At 72.6% G+C, this 19,641-nt stretch carries 13 protein-coding genes; 3 read left to right on the top strand and 10 right to left on the bottom strand.

The window, feature by feature from the left end:
- Nucleotides 1-17: 17 nt before the first annotated feature.
- Entirely contained in the window at nucleotides 18-500 is a 483-nt protein-coding gene (locus ACFVYE_RS43365; protein WP_389608948.1) for a hypothetical protein, read from the top strand.
- 99 nt (nucleotides 501-599) lie between these two features.
- Here ACFVYE_RS43365 and ACFVYE_RS43370 read toward each other — a convergent pair whose 3' ends face one another.
- The 10 genes from ACFVYE_RS43370 to ACFVYE_RS43415 all read right to left on the bottom strand — a co-directional run bounded on the left by ACFVYE_RS43370 (nucleotide 600) and on the right by ACFVYE_RS43415 (nucleotide 17,327).
- A complete protein-coding gene (locus ACFVYE_RS43370; RefSeq protein ID WP_389608950.1) occupies nucleotides 600-5,426 on the bottom strand; it encodes a hypothetical protein in 4,827 nt (1,608 codons plus the stop codon).
- A 59-nt stretch (nucleotides 5,427-5,485) separates the two neighbouring features.
- The gene (locus tag ACFVYE_RS43375; protein WP_383967207.1) at nucleotides 5,486-6,415 is read right to left on the bottom strand and encodes a hypothetical protein; all 930 of its coding nucleotides are present in this window, start codon (nucleotides 6,413-6,415) and stop codon (nucleotides 5,486-5,488) included.
- Entirely contained in the window at nucleotides 6,412-6,603 is a 192-nt protein-coding gene (locus tag ACFVYE_RS43380; RefSeq protein ID WP_383967205.1) for a hypothetical protein, read from the bottom strand. Before ACFVYE_RS43380 ends, ACFVYE_RS43375 begins: the two co-directional genes overlap by 4 nt.
- Nucleotides 6,600-8,126: a hypothetical protein gene (locus ACFVYE_RS43385; protein ID WP_389608953.1), complete on the bottom strand. Its 1,527-nt coding sequence runs from the start codon at nucleotides 8,124-8,126 to the stop codon at nucleotides 6,600-6,602. The genes ACFVYE_RS43380 and ACFVYE_RS43385 overlap by 4 nt, the downstream gene beginning before the upstream one ends.
- Nucleotides 8,127-8,209: 83 nt before the next feature.
- Nucleotides 8,210-11,869 (bottom strand): hydantoinase B/oxoprolinase family protein, encoded by a 3,660-nt coding sequence (locus ACFVYE_RS43390; RefSeq protein WP_389608955.1) that lies wholly within the window; start codon nucleotides 11,867-11,869, stop codon nucleotides 8,210-8,212.
- Nucleotides 11,866-12,765 (bottom strand): SGNH/GDSL hydrolase family protein, encoded by a 900-nt coding sequence (locus ACFVYE_RS43395; RefSeq protein ID WP_389608957.1) that lies wholly within the window; start codon nucleotides 12,763-12,765, stop codon nucleotides 11,866-11,868. The genes ACFVYE_RS43390 and ACFVYE_RS43395 overlap by 4 nt, the downstream gene beginning before the upstream one ends.
- Before the next feature lie 65 nt (nucleotides 12,766-12,830).
- On the bottom strand, nucleotides 12,831-13,994 hold the full coding sequence (locus tag ACFVYE_RS43400) for a glycosyltransferase (RefSeq protein ID WP_389608959.1): 1,164 nt from the start codon (nucleotides 13,992-13,994) through the stop codon (nucleotides 12,831-12,833).
- Complete coding sequence (locus tag ACFVYE_RS43405) at nucleotides 13,991-15,142, bottom strand: glycosyltransferase family 4 protein (RefSeq protein WP_389608961.1); 1,152 nt, start codon at nucleotides 15,140-15,142, stop codon at nucleotides 13,991-13,993. Before ACFVYE_RS43405 ends, ACFVYE_RS43400 begins: the two co-directional genes overlap by 4 nt.
- 154 nt (nucleotides 15,143-15,296) lie before the next feature.
- Complete coding sequence (locus ACFVYE_RS43410) at nucleotides 15,297-16,715, bottom strand: HEAT repeat domain-containing protein (protein ID WP_389608963.1); 1,419 nt, start codon at nucleotides 16,713-16,715, stop codon at nucleotides 15,297-15,299.
- A gap of 219 nt (nucleotides 16,716-16,934) precedes the next feature.
- Entirely contained in the window at nucleotides 16,935-17,327 is a 393-nt protein-coding gene (locus ACFVYE_RS43415) for an ankyrin repeat domain-containing protein (RefSeq protein ID WP_383967185.1), read from the bottom strand.
- A gap of 314 nt (nucleotides 17,328-17,641) precedes the next feature.
- Here ACFVYE_RS43415 and ACFVYE_RS43420 point away from each other — a divergent pair, with 314 nt between their 5' ends.
- A complete protein-coding gene (locus tag ACFVYE_RS43420) occupies nucleotides 17,642-17,836 on the top strand; it encodes a hypothetical protein (RefSeq protein ID WP_037696696.1) in 195 nt (64 codons plus the stop codon).
- Between the two features lie 37 nt (nucleotides 17,837-17,873).
- On the top strand, nucleotides 17,874-19,484 hold the full coding sequence (locus ACFVYE_RS43425; protein ID WP_383967182.1) for an ATP-binding protein: 1,611 nt from the start codon (nucleotides 17,874-17,876) through the stop codon (nucleotides 19,482-19,484).
- Nucleotides 19,485-19,641 lie beyond the last annotated feature (157 nt).

A 19,641-nucleotide genomic window follows, 5' to 3' on the forward strand; every position in this document is an offset into this window, starting at 1 on the left:
TGGGGAGTTGAGAGTCCTTGGATACGGAAGAGCGTCGGAGTCCGGTGTCGTCGGCACCGGCTGCGACGGCGGTCTCGGCGGCGACCGGCGGGGCGAAGATCCCGCCCCAGCAGCACCGGCAGCTCTGGGTGGAAGAGCCTGCGACAAGGCGGCGGATGCCGGACCCGGTCCGTAAGGCTGCCGTGCGTGCCGTGCTCATCATGTCGCTGACGATCATCCAGGCCATGGTGGCGTTCCTGTGCACGCTGGCGGGGTCCTGGCTTGCCTTTCCGATGGTGCTGAGCAGTGTGGGCAGCACGGTGGTCACGACCTGGTCGGTGCTGGACGTCTGGGTCACCCGGCAGGTCTGGAACCAGCGCAACGGCGTGGTGTCCGTACCGAGCAGTTCGGCGCGGCAGTTGCGCCGCGAGCGGCGCAGAGCCCGGCGGGCGGCGCGGACCACGCAGCGGGATGATGCGCGGATACGCCGCCGGGGCGCGGGCAGCCTCTCGCGGGCCTGAGCGCCGCCCGACCTCCCATGGATCGAGCCGGGCTCTCGCGGCTGCGGCCGCGCCGGCTCCTCGCTCGTCGTTCCTGCTCGCCGTTCCTGCTCGTCGTCCTTACTCGTCGGACGGGCCCTGAGCGGGAACCCGGGCGGCGTCGGGCGGCGTCGTGGCGCGCTTGAACATGCGGGTGGCGGTGATCTCGCCGTGCACCGTCTCGCCGTTCGGGTCCTGCTGCGGCAGCCCGGGGCGAAGGTGCTCCTCCACGCTGATGTACTTCAGCCCGGCCCGCAGATCCGCGTCATTGCGCAACCGGATGACCAGCGGGAATTCGGCGAGCGCCGTGGTGTCGAAGAGTCCCGTCGTGTAGAGCAGTTGTACGCCGAGGGCATCCGACACCGCTCGCTGGAGCTCCAGCAGGTAGGTGGCGTTGGCCCGGCCGATGGGGTTGTCCAGGAACAGCGTGCCCGCGTGCCGGTGCTGATGCCGGTCCCGGCCCCGGTCGTTGCTGCGCAGTGCGGCCATCGTGCAGTACAGGGCGATGGCGGCGGTGAGCAGCTGACCGCCGGAGAAGACGTCGCCCATCTGTCCGACCGGGACGCGTTCGGCACGGAGCACCGCGTCCGGCTTGAGGATCTCCACGGCAATGCCCTTGGGCTCCAGCGCCGCCTGCACACCGCGCAGCAGGAGGGACAGGCCGTCCCTGCGCAGATCGGAGTTCTTCTTCAGGGCGGCGCGGGTGGCCTCGTCGATGACCTCGCCGAGGCGCTCGGTGAGCGTCGCCTGATCGGGTTCCTCGAAGCGGATCCGGAGGAACTCCTGGCCTGACCACTCCCCCAGTCCTTCGGGGAGCTGGGAGAGCCGCTGGGCGGAGCGGAGGGTGGTGAGCGCGGACTCCACGAGGCCGCGGAGCCGGTCGACGATGGAGTCGCGGTTGCGCTCCAACTGGGCCAGCTCGTCGGTGAGGACACGGAGCCGGGGTGCGAAGGCGGCGGCCCACTTCTCGGCGTGCTCGGGCAGTGCCGCGGCCGGCAGTTCGCGGATCTGCTGGCGGGCGGGGGTGCGGACCTGTTCGTAGCGGGTGGAGTTGGCGTGCCGTACGAGGACGTCGCTCGCTTCGCGTACGGCGCTCTCCGCGGCGGACAGGTCGGCGGCGCAGCCGCGCAGTGAACGGCGGGCCTCCGCGGCGGACTGCCGGGCCTCATCGAGGCTGCCCGGGTACGGCTCGGGGGCCTCGGTGTCGTCGTCCGCGCCGTGGTCCCTGAGGAGATCGCGCAGAAGTGCCGCGGTCTCGTCGAAGCCGCCTGCGGAGTCCTCGGCGGTGCGGTGGGCGTACAGCAGCTCGGCGTGGGCGGCGCGGGCGGTGTCCAGGGTTGCGGTGGCGGAGGCCAGTTCGGCCGTGGCGGTGCGCAGGAGGGCCTGGGCCTGCTCGGCGTCGGCGGGGACCAGCTCGTCGGGGAGTTCGGTGTGATGGGTCTCGCCGTCGACCGGGGCCAGGCGCTCGGCCTCTCCCCGCAGCCGGCCCAGCTGCTCGCTCGCGGTGGAGGCCCTGGTTTCCAGGAGCTGGACCAGGGATTCGGCGCGGGCGGCGGCCGCCTGCCTGGAGGGGCTGTCGGCGCCGTCGGTGCCTTCGAGAAGCTGGGCGGCCCGGGTGCGGACCTTGTTGGTGAGCCGGTCCAGCTCGGCGAGGGCGGCGCTCTCGTCGCTCTCCGCGCGGGCCTGTTCGGCGCGCAGGTCGGCGCCGACGCCCACCTTCTCGTACAGCTGGGATGCGGCTCGGTAGGCCTCCCGCAGCGCGGGAAGCGCGGGGCGTGGGGTGTCGCTCCCGGGCTCCGGGAGGTGCTCGGGGGCACCTGCGATCTCGGCACGTTCGGCGCGCAGGGCGCGGGCGGTGCGGCGGGCGTCGTCGGCGGCGCGCTGAGCGGCCCTGCGGTCCTCGTCGGCGGCGCGGGCCCGGTCCAGGCAGACGGTGGCGCGTGCCTCGGACTCGGCTGCTTCGTCGATCAGTTCGCGCAGTTTCGCCTGCCAGCCCGCGCGTTCGCGGAGCCGGTGGGCGAGGCCCGCGAGGGCGTCGGCGGCGCGGCGGGCTCGCTGGGCGGCCTCCTGGCGTTCATCGCGGACGCGGGCGGTGTCCGCGGCGGCCTCGTCGGCCTCGGCGCGCACGGTACGGGCTTCGGCGAGTGCGGCCTCTGCCGCCTCGGCGGCCGACCGGGCGGTGCGGGCTGCCTCGGCGAGCTCGGCGAGCATGCCGGGCGGGCAGTCGGCGCGCCAGGAGCCGATGCGGGCGGCGAGGGAGCGGTCGGCGGTGAGGCGGGCCGCGAGGGTACGGATGTCCTCGTCGCGGGCGGCTGCCCTGCTCCTGAGAGCCTGCCGCTCCTCGTCGGCCGCGTGTTCGTCGTGCATCGCCGGGTTCGGCGGAACGAGGAACACTCCTTCCGTGCTCGCGGCCGAGCCCGTGCCGGTGGCAGGGACGGGGGCGAGCAGCGCGGCGGCGGTGCCTACAGCGACGGCGGAGCGCGGCAGAAGGGCGGCGCCGCTCAGGACGTCACGGGCGCGGGCGTGCGAGTCGGGGTCGGTGATGACCACGCCGTCGACGAGTTCGGGACGGGCGGCGAGTACGGCCGCGTGGTCGGCGGGGTCGACGGCCTGGGCGAGGTATCGCCAGCCGGGAAGGGCGGGGATGCCGTGCTCGCCGAGGTATTCGACGGTGGCCAGGACATCTGGGCCGGGCGGCAGCAGTCCGCCGTCGCCGAGTGCGCCGAGGATGCGGGAGTCGTCGGCGGCCGCGGTGCGCAGTTCGAAGAGGCGGCGCTCGGCGGAGGCGATGCCCTGGTCGAGCAACTCCCGCAGTTCGTCGGCGCTGCGGTCCAGCTCCTGGGCGGTGAGCGGCTGTTCGTGGGCGGCGGGCTGTTCGGCGGTGACGGTGTGCGTGGCGTGGGCGGCCCGGTCCGGCCGGCCTGTCCGGCCTTCCTGACCCTCCTGGCCTGTCTGTTCCTGGTGCCGGTCCTGGGGGTCCGGACTGTGCGGGGCGTCCGGGTCCGCCTCCGTCGCGGCCGCTCCGCGGCGGGGCCGGGGCACGGGCACGCCTGTGCCGTGCGTGGCAGGCAGGCCCAGCAGGTCGGCCAGGCGGTGGTCGGCGGCGATCGACTCGGCGGCCCCGAGCTCGTCCTCGTACGACTGATCCGCGGCCTGTGCGGCATCGGCGGCGCGCGCTGCGGCGAGTTCGGCGCGGCTCTCGGCGGCTGCGGCTTCCCTGGCCAGGTCGGCCGCAGAGCGGGCGGCCTCCCTGGCCGTGTCCCACGCGGCGACGGCGGACTGCTCGGCGTCGCTCGCGGCGAGGGCGGCGCGCGCCGGGTCGGCGTCCGGCGCGGTGTTGTCGAGCCAGCCGGCCCGCACCGCCTCTGCTGTCTCCTGCTCCACCTCGGCAAGGCGCTGGCGCAGATGTCCGGCCTCGCTGCGGGCGCGCTGGGCCTCGGTGGCTGCGGTGGTGGCATCGCGGTGAGCGGTCTCGCCCGCCGTCTGGAGGGTGTCGGAGCGCTCCTCCTCCTCGTTGGCCAGGGTCTCGCCGGCCTCCGCCGCGGTGTGCAGGGCCCGTACGAGATCGGCGGCGGCCTCGGCGCGGGCGGCGAGCGCAGGCGCGGCGTCGCGCTCCGCCTCGCGGATGGCCACGGCCACACGTGCGGAGCGGTCGGAGGCGGCGCGGTGTCGCAGTACCGCCTCGGCGGCCTGCCAGGCGGAGTGCAGAGTGCGGGCGTCGACCAGTTCGCGGCGCTGCGCGGCCGCGCCCTTCTCCGCCGCGGTCAGGGCCAGGGAGGCGTGCCGGTAGGCCAGTTCGGCCGCGATCAGGGCGTTGCGGCTGCGGGCCTCCTCGGCGGTGGTGACGGTGTGCGCGGCGCCCGTCACCTGTTGGGCCAGCTCGGCGGTCCGGCCGCGCTCCTGGCCGGCGCGGGCGGAGAGCCTGCGGGCGAGCGTACGGGTGCGGCGCTCGGCGCCCGCGTGGATGTCCCGGGCACGGGACCGGGTGCCGGCGGCCTCGACGATCCGGCCGAGCAGATCGACCGAGCCCGCGGTGAAGTCGCGCTCGGCGGTCAGCTCGGCTCGGCGGCCGAGCTTGTTGCCGAAGCCGCTCACCAGGTCGGCGAGCCCGTCCGTGTCACGGGTGTCCGTGACGGCGCGGAGGAGGAGGTCGGTGAAGTCGGAGTCCTTCTTGACCGCGAAGAGGCCGGCTGCCTCGCCCTCGTCGGCGTTCATCTCGCGCTGGTAGCGGAAGAGTTCGGGGTCGAGACCGAGGTCACCGAGGTGCTCGTTCCAGCGGTCGTGGATCTCTTCCCAGTGCACATCGAGGTGCTGGTAGAACTTGCCCGCCTCGGTCAGGGCGTCGCGGAAGCCCTTCATGGTGCGCCGCCGGCCCTGCGCGCCGGAGACGCCTTCGACGGGGCGGTGCACGGAGGTGGCCTCGGCGACCGGCAGGGAGTCCAGGCTGAGACCGGGCCCGGGGCGGAAGGAATACCAGGCCTCGGCGAACTTCCGCGGGTCGTTGGAGACCTGCCGTCCACGCCACTCGCTGACCTTGCCGACGACGACGCACTCGCCGGTGAGGGTGTGCTGCCACTCCAGGGCGACATGCCCGCAGTCGTCGGCGAGCAGGAACTTGCGCAGTACGCCGGAGCTGGCGCCGCCGAGGGTGTTGCGGTGGCCGGGCAGCATCACCGAGAAGATCAGCTTCAGCAGCACCGACTTGCCGCCGCCGTTCTCCAGGAAGAGCACACCGGCAGGGGCGGGGCGGCGCGGCGGGCCGACCGGCTCCTCCTCGAAGAACTCCGCCTGTGCCGGGGCAGGGTTGGGCACGGGCTCGCCCACTCCACGCAGGTCAAGCACGGTGTCGGCATAGCGCGCACCGGCAGGCCCGATGGAGTAGAGGCGGACCCGGGACAGCTCGTACATGGCGGCGGACTCTCGTCGTTCAGGCAGCGGGGGAGACGGCAGTGGTGGGGACGGGCCGGTCAGGCGTGGAAGGGCAGACCGGCGTCGGCGACCAGCTCCAGGTCGTCGGGGTCGGGCGGCGGCAGCAGCGTCGCTGTTCCGTCGGTCACCGGTACGACGCCGAGTTCCAGCAGTTCGGCCATGGCGGCGTTGCCGGCCATGTCGCGGACCTGGAGCTGGTAGCGGGCGGTGGTACGGAAGGCGCCTCCGGCGTCGTCCCCGGTGCGCTGGAGGAAGCCGGAGTCGGTGAGGAAGGCAACGGCCTTGCCGACGATGCCGGTGGTGGAGCCGGCCAGCCTTCGGGCGTCCTTCGTGGCTCCGGTGGAGCTGCGCCGGGCGTAGACCCGCCAGGCCGCCTCCAGTCCGGGGGCATCGGTGGCCGGGTCGGTGTTGTCGCCGTGCTCCTCGGCGCGCTCCTCCAGGCGGTGGCACGCCTGGCGTACGAACGAGTCGACGCCGTTGACGGTGATCCGGCCGATGTACGCGTCGTCGGCGAGGTCCTCGGGGCGGGGGAAGGCCATCGCGGCGACGGCCAGGTGCGCGAGCCCGTGCAGGAAGCGGTCGGCGGAGTCGGACGACGCGCGGCGGGCGTAGTCGCCCATGCGGACGGCGAAGACCGCGTCCTCACCGGCGGTCACGGCCATGCCGGCGCGGGTGGACACTTCCAGGACGACCAGGCCGAGTCCGGTCGCCACTGCGTCGGCGAGCCGGGCGAAAGTGGGCTCCTCCCGGTAGCGGCGGAGCAGTTCGGCGTATTCGGCGTCGCGTGCGGGCAGCAGTTTGGGCTGCAGCCCGAAAGCGACGAGCCGGGCGGCGTCGGCTGCGTCGGCCGGGGTGACGGGTGTGGCGGCCGGGGGCCCTGCCGGGTCGGCGGGCGTCGGGCTCTCGGTCGCGTACGCGGCGGTCGGCTCGCTCCACGCGTCGGCGTGCTGTGCGCGGTGGTCGCTCACGACTGTCGCTCCTCGATACGGAAACTCTTCGGTACGGGGTGGACGGCGCCGGTTCTCGCGGCATCCGTCCTGGGCAGCGCGGTCCTGCGCGCGCCCACCGCGTGGGCGCGGGCCGGCCGGCGATGTCCATGGCCGACGTGCGCCGACCGGGTCGGCGGGGCATGTGCCTCACGGGGCGCGCCGCTCATGACGCCTCCGAGCGGTCCGCGGCCATTCCGGCCGCGTCCAGCAGTGCCGTGCCCACTATCAGGTCCGCACCCCCGAACTCCGGGTCGTCGAGCTGTGTCCCGTCGTCGACGGAGAACAACAGTCGCTGCTCGCCCTGCCGGTAGGCGGTGCCGACCGGCGGACTCGCGGCGTGCACCGCGAGCAGAGCGACCAGATAGGGCAGTTCGGAATCGCGGCGCCGGGCCTCCGCGAGGAGTCCGGAGAGCCGGCGCGGGGCGTCGTGCTCCAGGTCGAGGAGTTCCATGGCGCTCGCGAGCTGCTCCTCGCTGAACCTGCTGTCGTCCGGGGTGGCGATCAGATCGGGTTCGGGCATTTCGGCGCCCAGGTGTTCCCGCTCCAGGGGCGGGGTGAGCAACATGTCGACGAGGTCGCCCACCCGTACCGAGGTGGGGGTGCGCAGCCCGGTGCCGTGGGCGAAGAACGCGTCCGTGACGCGGATGGCCTGTTCGACGGCGAGCGGCAGCAGCGGGGCGACCAGCTGACCGTAGAGATCGAGGCCTGTGCGGGCCGTGGGGGTGGCGAACGCCTGCCGGTCCTGTTCGGCGCGGAAGAGCGGTCCGGCTTCCAGCAGGCGGGACTGCAACTGGGTGTGGCGGCGGATGCAGTCCTTGACGATGTCGACGAGCTCGGCGGCGCGCCGCTTGTGCTCGGGCTCCTCGGCCTCGTCGCGTGCCTTGCGGATGTTGGTGAGGATCGCGTTCTCGTGGCGGTAGCGGTCGGCGACGTGATCGAGTGCTTCGGCGATCATGTCGGGTACCGCGTTGAGCCAGTCGACGGCCCGGACGTTGCGCCGGGTGGCCTCCAGCGTCTTGCGGAGGGTCTCCGCGTACTGCACGGTGCGGTAGCGGGCCTGCTCGGCGGCGAGCTGTGCGTCCGCCAGGCGGCCCCGGCTGATGAGGACCTCCAGCTTCACCTCGGCGGCGATCTGGGCGCTGGTGACGTCCGTGTCGAGGGCGCCGACCAGAACGTTGACCGCCTCGTCGGTGGCCCGGAGATAGACGGCGCCGCCGTATCCGGGGACCTCTTCGATCAGCTTGAAGTCGTAATCGCGGCGGACATACACCCCATCGGGGCCGAAAGTGCCGTACACCGCACGGAATCCGCGATCGACGCTGCCGACATTGATCAGATTCTCCAGGACCCAGCGGGCGACCCGCTCGTGCTCGGCGGCCGGGCGGCGCGGGGCCTGCGCTGCGACGCGGGGAAGCAGCCTGGTCACTATCTGGTCGTGATCGGCACCCGTGTCGAAGTCCATGTTGAGGGTGACGAGGTCGATCGCGGCGAGTGCGACCTCGGCCATCGCGTAGACGGTGTACTCGCCGGCCAGATTCGCCTTGCGCACATCGAGGTCGTGCAGTGGCGCCGTGCAGGCGAGCGCGCGCAGCCGCCGCGAGAGCCCCTCGTCGGCGGCCGGGCCCGGGGCAGGCCGCGGCCCCGCGCTGAGCTGGGGCGCAGCGTTGTCCGTGTAGGCAGGCGAAGTCACGCTGCACAGATTAGGTCCTCACACTGACAACGGTCGAAACGGCGCAGAAGCGACCCCTTGCCCGGAGCCGGCCCGCGCCGGCCTCACAGCCGTTCCCCGGTGCGTTCCGTGCGGTCGTTCCGGCCCGGCTCCGGGGCTCCGTAGCCCCCGCCGCCCGGCGTGCGGAGCACGAATACGTCCCCCCGCTCCAGCTCGGCCGTGTCACAGCCGCGCAGTGGTGTGACCGCTCCGCCGTGAGAGCGCTCGATGTGCTGCTCACCCAGCGCGCCGGGTGCACCGCCCGCCATGCCGTAGGGCCGGACCCGGCGGTGGCCGGAGATCAGCGCCAGGGTCACGGGTTCGAGGAAGCGGATTCGCCGCTCCACACCGCAGCCGCCGTGCCAACGCCCCGTGCCCCCGCTGCCGTCCCGTACCCGGAAGCTCTCCAGCAGCACGGGGTAGCGCCATTCGAGGACTTCGGGATCGGTGAGGCGGGAATTGGTCATGTGGGTCTGCACGGCGTCGGCGCCGTCGAAGCCGTCGCCCGCGCCCGAGCCGCTCGCCACGGTCTCGTAGTACTGGATCCGCTCGTTGCCGAAAGTGAGGTTGTTCATGGTGCCCGAACCCTCGGCCTGGATGCCGAGCGCCGCGTACAGAGCACCGGTGACGGCCTGGGACGTCTCCACGTTTCCCGCGACGGTGGCCGCCGGATGAACGGGGGACAGCATGGAGCCCTCCGGAATTCTGACCTCCAGGGGTTTGAGGCAGCCACTGTTGAGCGGGATGTCGTCCGCGACCAGGGTCCGGAAGACGTACAGGACAGCCGCCATCACCACGGATTTCGGCGCGTTGAAATTACCCGACTGCTGCGGTGAGGTGCCGGTGAAGTCGACGACTGCGCTGCGGGTGGCCTTGTCCACGGTGAGGGCGACCTCGATGACCGCGCCGTTGTCGGTCTCGTAGCGGTAGGCGCCGTCGTGCAGTTCGGCGATGATCCGGCGGACGGACTCCTCGGCGTTGTCCTGTACGTGCCCCATGTACGCGGCTACGGCCTCGGTCCCGAACTGTCCGGTCATGCGTCGGAGTTCGGCGATGCCCTTCTCGTTCGCGGCGATCTGGGCGCGCAGATCGGCGAGGTTGGTGTCCGGGTCGCGTGAGGGGTACGCGGCGGTGGTGAGCAGTTCGCGCGTCTCGGCCTCGCGGAGTCTGCCGTCCCGTACCAGCAGCCAGTTGTCGAACAGCACTCCTTCCTCGTGGATGGTGCGGCTGAAGGCGGGCATGGAGCCGGGGGTGATGCCGCCGATCTCGGCGTGGTGTCCACGTGAGGCAACAAGGAAGCGCAGCTCCGGCTTCTCGCCACCGGTCTCGTCGAACACGGGTGTCACCACGGTCACATCGGGCAGATGTGTGCCCCCGTGGTACGGGTCGTTGATGGCGTACACATCGCCCGGCCGCATCGCGCCACTGTTGCGCCGCAGCACCTCCTTGATGGACTCCCCCATCGAACCGAGGTGCACGGGAATGTGCGGGGCATTGGCGATCAGATTGCCGTCCGCGTCGAAGAGGGCGCAGGAGAAGTCGAGCCGCTCCTTGATGTTGACGGAGTGGGCCGTGTTCTCCAGGCGCACGCCCATCTGTTCGGCGATCGACATGAAGAGGTTGTTGAAGACCTCCAGCATGACGGGGTCGACCCGGGTACCGACGGCCGTGCGGTCCGGGCGCGGGCGGACCCTGGTGAGCAGCAGATGGCCGGTGTCGGCGAGAGCGGCCTGCCAGCCCGGGTCGACGACGGTGGTGGCATCCGCCTCTGCGATCACGGCAGGGCCGGCCACGGTGTCCGCAGGGTGCAGTTCCTCGCGCCGGTGGAGCGGGGTGTCCTGCCATCGGCCGTCGGCGAACATCCTTACGTTGTCGTGCGGTTGAGGTTCTGCGCTCTCACGGGGTGTGCGGTCGGCCGGGCGCGGTTCGTGCTGTCCCGCCGTTCCGCTCGCCTCGACCGACACCGCCTCGACGACGAGGGGTTTGTCCATGGTGAACGCGTAGCGTGCGCGGTGCTGCGCGGTGAACGCCTCGGCCATGGCGGGTGCGCTGTCCAGGCCGACGGGCAGGCTCGAGTCCGTACCGGCGTAGCGCAGGAGCACGCGGGCGTGCGTACTGATCGCGCTGTCGGGGATGGCGTCGGCGCGCAGTTCGGCGCGGGTGCGGGCGGCGAGTTCGTCGCAGAGTTCGCCCACCGCGGTGCGGGTCGCCTCGCTCAGTTCCGCCTCGACGGACTGTTCGCGCATCGCGGTGGCGTCGGCGAGGCCGATGCCGTACGCGGAGAGCACGCCGGCCAGGGGCGGTACGAGGACCGTGTCGATGCCCAGGGCGTCGGCGACGGCGCAGACGTGCTGGCCTCCGGCGCCGCCGAAGCCGGTCAGGGCGTAGCGGGTGATGTCGTGTCCGCGCTGCACGGAGATCTTCTTGACCGCGTTCGCCATGTTGAGCACGGCGATCTCCAGGAACCCGGCGGCGACCTCGGCCGCCGTGCGCCGCGTTCCGGTGGCGCGCGTCGCCACGTCCTCGGCGAGCGCGTCGAAGCGTTCGCGGACAAGATCCGCGTCGAGTGGAAGGTCGCCGTCCGGTCCGAAGACGGCCGGGAAGTGCGCGGGCTGGACCCGGCCGAGCATCACATTGGCGTCGGTGACGGTCAGCGGCCCGCCGCGGCGGTAGCAGGCCGGGCCGGGGATCGCGCCGGCCGAGTCCGGGCCGACGCGATAGCGCTGGCCGTCGAAGTGCAGGACGGAGCCGCCGCCGGCGGCGACGGTGTGGATGTTCATCATGGGGGCGCGCATCCGCACACCGGCCACCTGAGTGCCCAGTTCGCGCTCGAACTCGCCCGCGTAGTGCGACACATCGGTGGAGGTGCCGCCCATGTCGAAGCCGATGACCCGGTCGAATCCGGCCTGTCCGGACGTACGGGCCATGCCGACCACCCCACCGGCGGGGCCGGAGAGCACCGCGTCCTTGCCCCGGAAGTGGGAGGCTTCGCGCAGCCCGCCGTTGGACTGCATGAACATCAGCCGGATGCCGTCGAGTTCGCGGGCGACCTCGTCGACGTACCGGCGCAGGATCGGCGAGAGATAGGCGTCGACGACGGTGGTGTCACCGCGTGGTACGAGCTTTATCAGCGGGCTCACCTCGTGCGAGCAGCTCACCTGGGTGAAGCCTGCCTCGCGGGCTGCGGCGGCCACGGCGCTCTCGTGTCCGGGGTGGCGGTAGCCGTGCATCAGGACGACCGCCGCGCTGCGCAGTCCGTCGGCCCGGGCCGCCGTCAGTCGCTCGGCCACCGCATCCCGGTCGAGCGGTGTGACGACCCGGCCGTGGGCATCGATCCGCTCGGGGACCTCGATCACCCGCTCGTACACGGCCTCGGGCAGCAGGATGCGGCGGTCGAAGAGTCTCGGCCGGTTCTGGTACGCGATGCGCAGAGCGTCGCGGAAGCCTGCCGTGATGACCAGGACGGTCGGCTCACCGTGCCGCTCCAGCAGGGCGTTCGTGGCGACCGTCGTGCCGATCTTCACCGTGCCGACCCGGTCGGCGGGGACCGGGTCGGTGGGGCCGAGGCCCAGCAGTCCCCGGATTCCGGCCACGGCGGCGTCGCGGTAGCGGTCGGGGTCGTGGGAGAGCAGCTTGCGGGTGACCAGGTGCCCATCGGGATCCCGGCCCACGACGTCGGTGAACGTCCCGCCACGGTCGATCCAGAAATCCCAGCGTCCGGTCATCCCTCCATACTGACCCGTGGCACGGACAACGGCCCGGACGTCACGGCCTGTTCCCCGGCAGCCGGCGCACCGGCCGGCTGCACGGCGGCCAGCGCGCTCCGCAGCGCCGCCTCGGCCCGTCGGTCCAGGCGCCCGCCGGTGCCGCACACCCGGTGCTGTATCTCCGCTCCGGCCAGGCACAGCAGCTGGGGCAGCAGATCGGTGCTTCTGCGGGCCAGCCAGCCGGTGCCTGCGGTGGCCAGCCAGAGCCATGTGTCGGCGCGGCTCGGGGGCGGCTGCTGGGGTTCGAGCCCCGGCGTGGTGCCGTGTGCCAGGCCTCGGGCGGCCAGCAGATCGTGAAATCCGGCCGCGACCGTCCGATGACCGTGTTCGGCCGGGTGGAGCCGGTCGGCGCTCCACAGGGAGCGGTCGCAGACCCAGGCCCGGTCCGCCATGTGCAGATGAACGGCGTCGTAGCGTTCGGACAAGGCGTGCACGACGGTGTTCACCGCGGCCTGGCGCCGGGCGAGCGGCCTGCCCAGGGCCGAGGGAAGTCCGAGCACGGCGCCGGGGTCGGGCAGACAGGCGGTCAGGAGTACGGCTCCGCTCGCCGTCAGGAGCGCGCAGACCTCGTCGAGACGCCGCGCGAGGAGCCGGATGTCGAACGTGCGGCGCAGGGTGTCGTTGACGCCGACGACGACGGACGCGAGGTGGGGCCGGAAGGCGGCCGCCGCCGCGGCCTGCCGGTCCAGGACGTCACCGGACTGCGCACCGCTGACGGCGAAGTTCCGGAATTCCACGCCCCGCCGGCCGTCCGGGAGCCCTTCGGCGAGCAGTGCGGCCCAGCCTCGCCGGCCACCGGGGACGGGGTCACCGACGCCTTCGGTGAAGGAGTCGCCGAGCGCGGCGAACCGCACCGTGGAGAAGCTCGACGAAGTGGAAGCGTGCGGTCCCGGGGTGCCTGACGGCGCCGCCGCCCCCTTCATGTCCGTACCCCCGGAATGCGGCCCCGCTCCGGCACGTCGTGCGCGGCCAGGAACGCGGCCACCGAGCGGTCCCAGCCGAAGAGCTCGGCCCGTTGCCTCGCCTCGGCGCGACGCCCGTCCTGCGGGCGCCCGAGCAGCTCCTGTACCGCGGCGGCGAACGCCTCACCCGTGTCCGCGGCGGCCACCCCGGCACCACCGATCACCTCCGGCAGCGCGGAACTCGCGCTCGCCACCACCGGGGTGCCGCAGGCCAGTGCCTCCAGGGCCGACAGGCCGAACGTCTCGGCGGGTCCGGGCGCCAGGCAGATGTCGGCCGCCGCCTGCAGATCCGCCAGAGTCTCCCGGTCCCGCACATGGCCCAGGAATTCGACCGGCAGCCGCTGCGCCCGAGCTCTGCTCTCCAGGCCCGCACGCAGTGGCCCGTCGCCCGCGACGACCAGCGCCGCGCGCACCCCCCGACGCCGCAGCTCGGCAATGGTCTCCAGGGCCCGGCCGGGGCGTTTCTCGACCGAGAGCCGTGAGCACAGCACAAGCAGCACGCCCAGGCCGTGCAGGTGCCGGGCGCGCAGCACCGTACTGCGCCGGTGGGGGCGGCAGCGCCGCAGGTCCACGCCGAGCGGGGCGCGCACCACATTGCGGGCGCCGATGCGCAGGAACTCGCGCTCCGCCCATTGCGTGGTGCACACGATCCGGGTGTACGCATGGGCGCTGCGCGCGTTGAGGCGGTCGGCCGTACGCCCGGCCGCGCCGGCCGGGACGCCCCAGGTGCGCAGCACCCCGTCGGCCGTCTCGTGGGAGACCATCACGGCGGGCACCCTGGCACGGCGCGCCCACTCCCCCGTCCATCGCAGCGTGGTCCGGTCGGAGACCTCAAGACGGTCGGGTCGCAGCGTTTCCAGGAGGTGGCGGAGGCTGCGCCGGCCTGCCAGTACGCGGTAGCCTCCGCTGCCCGGCAGGACCGGCCCGGGGAGCGTGATCACCCTCCCCTGCTCCGTACGCTCGTCGCTCCGTGTGTCGCCGGGCACGATGAGCACCGGCTCGTGCCCGGCCGCGAGATAGCCGCGGCCGAGTTCGTCAAGGGCGGTGCGCAGTCCGCCCGATGACGGGGTGATGAAGTTCGCCAGCCGGACGATGACCGTCCGGCGTTCGCGGCCGGTCATGCAGCCACCGCCGTCCGGTCGCGCAGCACCTCGTCGTAGTGGTCCAGGAGCTGATCGCCCACGGCCTGCCACGTCCGGCCCTCGACCATGGCCCGGCCGGTGGCCCCGTAGGCCGCCGCGAGCGCGGGGTCCGCGGCGAGTGCGCCGACTGCCGCCGCCACGGCACCGCTGTCGAGCGGCGGTACCAGCAGCCCGGTCCGCCCGTGGTCGACGAGGTCGAGCGGTCCGCCCGCCGCCGGGGCGATCACGGGTACTCCGGAGGCCATGGCCTCCTGCACTGTCTGGCAGAACGTCTCGTACGGTCCTGTGTGCACGAACATGTCCAGCGAGGCGAAGAACCGGGCGAGGTCGTCCCCGGTTCTGCGGCCGAGGAAGACCGCGCCGGGCAGGGCGGTCCGCAGCGATGCACCACTGGGGCCGTCCCCGACGACCACGACCCGGACCCCGGGTGCCGCGCAGGCCCCGGCGAGGAGTTCGACGTGTTTCTCCGGGGCGAGCCGTCCGACGTACCCGACGATCCGCTCCCCGCCGGGCGCGAGACGACGGCGCAGTGCCTCGTCCCGCAGTCCGGGCCGAAACCGTGCGGTGTCGACGCCGCGTGGCCACAGCCGTACCCGGGGCACGCCGTGTTCGGTGAGGTCGCGGAGGGCGGCGGTGGACGGGGCGAGCGTGCGGTCGGCGGCGCTGTGCACGGCGCGCATCCGGCGCCAGGCGGTGTTCTCGCCGGTGCCGAGATACGTGCGTGCGTAGCCGGCCAGGTCGGTCTGGTAGACGGCCACGGTCGGCAGCCCGAGCCTGGTCGCGGCTGCCATGCCCCGTACGCCGAGCACGAATGGTCCTGCCAGATGGACGAGTTCGGCGCGGTGCACGGTGAGGGCGGCCGTCAGCCGCCGGCTCGGAAGTGCCACCCGGACCTGGGGATAGCCGGGCAGGGGAAGTGAGGGGATCCGCACCACGGGGCACGGTGCGTCGGCTTCGAAGGCGTCGGAGAGGTCCGAACGGGATGTGGGTGTCGCGCCGGCCGTGGCCGGGGCGACGACGAGCGGTTCGTGGCCGCGGCCGGCGAGATGCCGGGCCGCCTGCAGGGCGCAGTGGGCCACGCCGTTGACATCGGGCGGGAAGGATTCGGTGACGATGACGACACGCATACCCGTGTTGTCGCCACGCCGGACGTGTCCGGGCCGACTTGGATCTTTCCGTCGGGGGAACGTCCCATGAGCGTTTGAGCCGAGCGCGCCCCCGACGCGCTGCTCGCCCGTTCGCGCCGCGCACCTTTGACGCGCGCCGCTGTGCGTACTCCGGTCAGACCGCTGGGGTGTCGGGCCCGATCCTGCTGCGTACCGCTGTCTGCACCTCGGCCTCCTCGGCCGGGTCCGCGGCGAGTCGGCGCAGTCGCTCGGCGACCCTGATGTCGCCGGTCTCGGCGTGGAGTGCGGCGACCTCGCGGGTGGTCTCCTCGCAGTCCCACAGGCATTCGACGGCGAATCCGGTGGCGAAGGAGGGGTCGGTCGCGGCCAGTGCGCGGGCCGCTCGGCCGCGCAGGTGCGAGGAGGACGTCTCCCGGTAGACATGGCGCAGCACGGGAGCCGCACAAGCGATGCCCAGCCTGCCCGTGCCGTCGACGAGGGTCCACAGGCGTGGTGCGTCCGGGCCTTCGCCCCGCACGGCCTCGCGGAGTGCTCCGAGGACCAGTGACGCGTCCTGGGCGCCGCCCCGGCAGGCGAGCACACCGGCCGCGGAGGCGCCGAGTGCGTCGGGCCGTCGGGCCCAGCGCCTGGCACGCTCCACCGCCGCGTCGCCGCACATCCGCTCGAAGGCTGCGACGGCCGCGTCGGCGACGGTGCGCGAGGCGCCGACCACGGCGATCTCGATCAGGTCGAGAACGGCAGGATCCCTGGTCTCGGCCAGAAAGTGCAGGGCGGCGCAGCGTGCGCCTTCCGGGCCGCTGCGGGCGGCCTCGATGATCGTGGACCGGTCCTCGGGTCCGGCGACGGCGGTGAGGCAGCGGGCGGCCGGGACATGGAGGACGCTGCCTCGTTCGAGTCCCTGCTGGGCCCAGTCGAGGACGGCCTGGACGCTCCAGCCGGGGCGGGGGCCGCCGGGCCGCATCTGCCGCTGCCAGCGGTCGAAGGAGCCCTGTTCGGAGGCGGCCCTGACCCTGGCGCCGACCTCTTCGCGCGGGTCGTCCGCCCAGAGCCTCCAGGGGCGGGGTTCGAAGGCGTCCCGTACGACGGCGGCCAGCTCGGCGGCGCCCTCCGCGGTGGCCGGGAACCTGCCGAGCACGGGTACGGCGAGGGCGCGGAGCCCCGCGTCGTCGTCGCGCAGGGCGAGCTCGTCGAGTGCCCAGGCCCAGTTGGCCCCGGTCGCGGCGTACCGCCGCAGCAGGGCCAGCGCGTCGTCCCGTCCGTACGAGGCGAGGTGGCCGAGCACGGCGAGGGCCAGCCCGGTGCGTGAGTCGTCGGTGTCGAGGTGGTCGTCGGGATCGCACAGATGGCGCTCGATCTCTTCGATACCGCCGTCGAGGTCGAGATACAGGCGTGCGTAGTAGAGCGAGCGGTTCTCCACCTGCCAGTCGTGACGCGGATCGCTCAGGACGCAGTGGTTGAGAGCCGCCAGGGCCTCGGGGCGTGGTGCGGCGAGCGCGTGGAGCGTGCCGTCGCCACGGCCCCTCTGCAGCAGGCCGAGCAGGGTGCCGCTCGGCGCTATGAACGGATCAAACATGGGAAAAGCCTCACATCAAGCTGTCGACGCAACCGGGACTGTGCAGTTCCAAGTGCCGGGTGGGGCACTACGCCGCGCAGCAACATGATCGGCCGACCGCCGTCTTCTGCTTGGTGTAGACCATCTTCCTCTGCCTCTCGTCGGTGGCCCGAACCGGGCCCGCGACGTCATGATGACCCAGCCATTTCGCCACCGCGACCACATTTACGGCGTACCCGGTCAGCGGGAGCCGAAGAGTTCCAGCAGGTCGGCCTTGCCGAACATGCGTGCAGTGTCCAGCGCGGAGGGGGTTCCGGCCGTCGGGTCGGCCCCTGCGGCGAGCAGCGCCTCGATCACCGCATCCTCGCCCTTGAAGACGGCTCCGGCCAGCGGTGTCTGTCCGCGGTCGTTGGCCCGGTCCGGGTCTGCGCCACGGCCGACGAGGGCGGTGACCGCGGCGGCGTGCCCGTGATAGGCGGCGAGCATCAGCAGCGAATCGCCCCGGTCATTGGTGAGGTTCGCGGGAACACCCGCGTCGACATAGGCGGCGAGTGCTTCGGTCTCACCGCGGCGGGCCAGGTCGAAGACCTTCGTCGCCAGCTCGACCACCTCGGGATCGGGGGTTTCGCTCATCGGACGGACCGCCTTCCATCAACGGGTTTCACGCTGTCGACCTGCTGGGGCGTACGGCGTCGGGACCGTACGAGTGAATCGACAGGGTACTGCTCAACCGCTCACGTGACCCGGCCCACCCATGGCAAAAGATCACGTCCGGTGACGGCGGAACAGCACGTGACATAGAGGTTTCCGTCCCGCCGGCACTCCCGCGTGGTCCGATCGGGTGGAAATGCAGACTTTTCACCCAAATGCAGCTTTTATCGTATAGATACTTCCGGTGAACCTGGAAGGACTCATGGTGACTGTCCCCCTAACCAGGAGAACCTCTCATGATCCTGTCCATGTCAGGCGTAGTCATCCTCGGCATCATCGTCTTCCTGTTCTTCAGGAAGGACGGCCTCAAGGCATCGCACGCCGTCGTCACCGCCATGTTCGGCTTCTATCTGGCAGGCACCGCCATCGCACCGAGCATCACCGCGGGCGGCGCGAGTCTCGCCGGCCTGTTGGGCGGGATCAAATTCTGACCCTCCGCGACCACTCCCACCCCGTCAGGAGACCGACGTGGCCCGGCGACCACTCCCCCGCATTCTGAGCAGCGGCAGCGCCTCGATCACTCGCAGTCGCGAGTTCGCGCGCACGGCCGCCGACAACGCCACCGACGTCCTCCATCCGCTGATCATGATCACTCGTGGTCTGCGACTGCTGGCCGGAGCCGGACGGCAGAAGTGGGCCGCGACGCCCAAGGACAAGCGTGGTCCGACGCTGTTCTCCGTCGCGGCCTGCGTATTCGTGGTCGCGCTCATCCCGTACGGGTCCGTGCTCGCCCTGGTCACGGTGATGGGCGCAGCCGCATGGAAGGGCCGGGAGCGGACCCCCGCGAAGACCGGCCCCGACGAGGCGCAGACCGACCGGTTGCGGTCCCTGTACGAGGCACTCGTGCCGTACTTCTCCGTGGCCGACGACCCAAGTCCGCTGTTCGCCCACGGCGGCGACTGGGACAAGGTCTTCGGCGGTTACGAGTTCGACGGCAACGGGCGCCTGACACGTCTCCAGGTGACGTATCCCGCTTACTTCACCGACAGCGAAGCCGCCTCCCGCAGCCGGATCGAGCAGCTGCTGCACGCAAAGTCCGGCCGTGGCCGCGAGTACCACTTCGCCTGGGACGAGGAGGGCAACCGGCTCGTCATGAGCGTGCTCGACGCCCTGCCCACCTCGATCGGGGCTCAGCGCTTCGTCACCGCCCCCGGCGAGACCGTGCTGGGTTTCACCGACGGCGACGCGGTGCAGCGCACCGTTCCGGTGAACGACGGCGACGAGACCCGCGACGCACCTCCGGTCATCTGGCGGACCGGCGCCCGCTCCACCGAGCCGCATCTGCTGGTCGTCGGACAGCCCGGCAGCGGCACCACCACACTGATGCGCTGCATCGCCCTGCAGGCGCTCCAGCACGGCGACATCCTGATCATCGAAGGCAGCGGAACCGGCGAATACGCCTGCCTGACCGGGCGCGACGGCGTCCTGGCCGTGGAGTGCGCTCTGGCGGGCGCGCTGGCGACCCTGGAATGGGCGGCCCACGAGACGGAGCGACGGCTGATCGCGGCGAACCGGGCCCGGCAATCCGGCCACCCCGCCCCCGACGACATCAAGCGCCCGCTCTGGATCCTGCTGGACCGGCCCAGCGCTCTCGGCCACCTGGCTGCCGCCGACGGCAAGCCCGACCCCCAGGAGCTGCTCCAGGTGCCGCTGCGGCACGGCAGGGCGGCCAACGTCACCGTGGTCATGACCGATCAGTTCGACAGCCTGGACACCCTCGGCGAGACCGTACGGACCCACACCAGGGCACGGGCCGTGCTCGGCCACTGTTCCCGCGACCAGGTCGAGTCGGTGCTCGGCACGGAGCCGCACACAACGCCGACACCGGACGTCCCGCCCGGCCGGGGGTATGCGCGGCTCGGCACCGGTCCCGTACTGCGGCTTCAGGTCCCGGCCACACCCGATCCGCACGACGAGGCGACCAGCGAGGCGCAGCGACAGGCGGTCCTCGGTCTGCTCCCCGGGCTGCAGGCGCCGGCCGAGGAGACCGCACCGGTCGGGGCGAGCGTCCCGGACCCGGCCATGCCGCGCACCATGACCGCGGCCGTGGCCGTCGAAGGCATGGCGGTCCGCGACTGAACGGACGGCACAGGGCTGCTCAGGGGGTGACGGACCGGCTGGTGCGTCACCCCCAGAGCACCCCGGGGGAAAAGGCCACGAACCTCCGCGGCGCCACCACCCCCCCGCCCCCCCCCCACACCACCCCCGGCCCCCCACGCCCGAGCCCAACCCCCCC

The organism is Streptomyces sp. NPDC058239, assembly GCF_042882185.1.
Taxonomy (GTDB): domain Bacteria; phylum Actinomycetota; class Actinomycetes; order Streptomycetales; family Streptomycetaceae; genus Streptomyces.

Coding starts and splice junctions, on each gene's coding strand:
- ACFVYE_RS43370 (WP_389608950.1), bottom strand. CDS start 5,426: ATGTACGAGCTGTCCCGGGTCCGCCTCTACTCCATCGGGCCTGCCGGT.
- ACFVYE_RS43380 (WP_383967205.1), bottom strand. CDS start 6,603: ATGAGCGGCGCGCCCCGTGAGGCACATGCCCCGCCGACCCGGTCGGCG.
- ACFVYE_RS43390 (WP_389608955.1), bottom strand. CDS start 11,869: ATGACCGGACGCTGGGATTTCTGGATCGACCGTGGCGGGACGTTCACC.
- ACFVYE_RS43400 (WP_389608959.1), bottom strand. CDS start 13,994: ATGACCGGCCGCGAACGCCGGACGGTCATCGTCCGGCTGGCGAACTTC.
- ACFVYE_RS43405 (WP_389608961.1), bottom strand. CDS start 15,142: ATGCGTGTCGTCATCGTCACCGAATCCTTCCCGCCCGATGTCAACGGC.
- ACFVYE_RS43410 (WP_389608963.1), bottom strand. CDS start 16,715: ATGTTTGATCCGTTCATAGCGCCGAGCGGCACCCTGCTCGGCCTGCTG.
- ACFVYE_RS43415 (WP_383967185.1), bottom strand. CDS start 17,327: ATGAGCGAAACCCCCGATCCCGAGGTGGTCGAGCTGGCGACGAAGGTC.
- ACFVYE_RS43420 (WP_037696696.1), top strand. CDS start 17,642: ATGATCCTGTCCATGTCAGGCGTAGTCATCCTCGGCATCATCGTCTTC.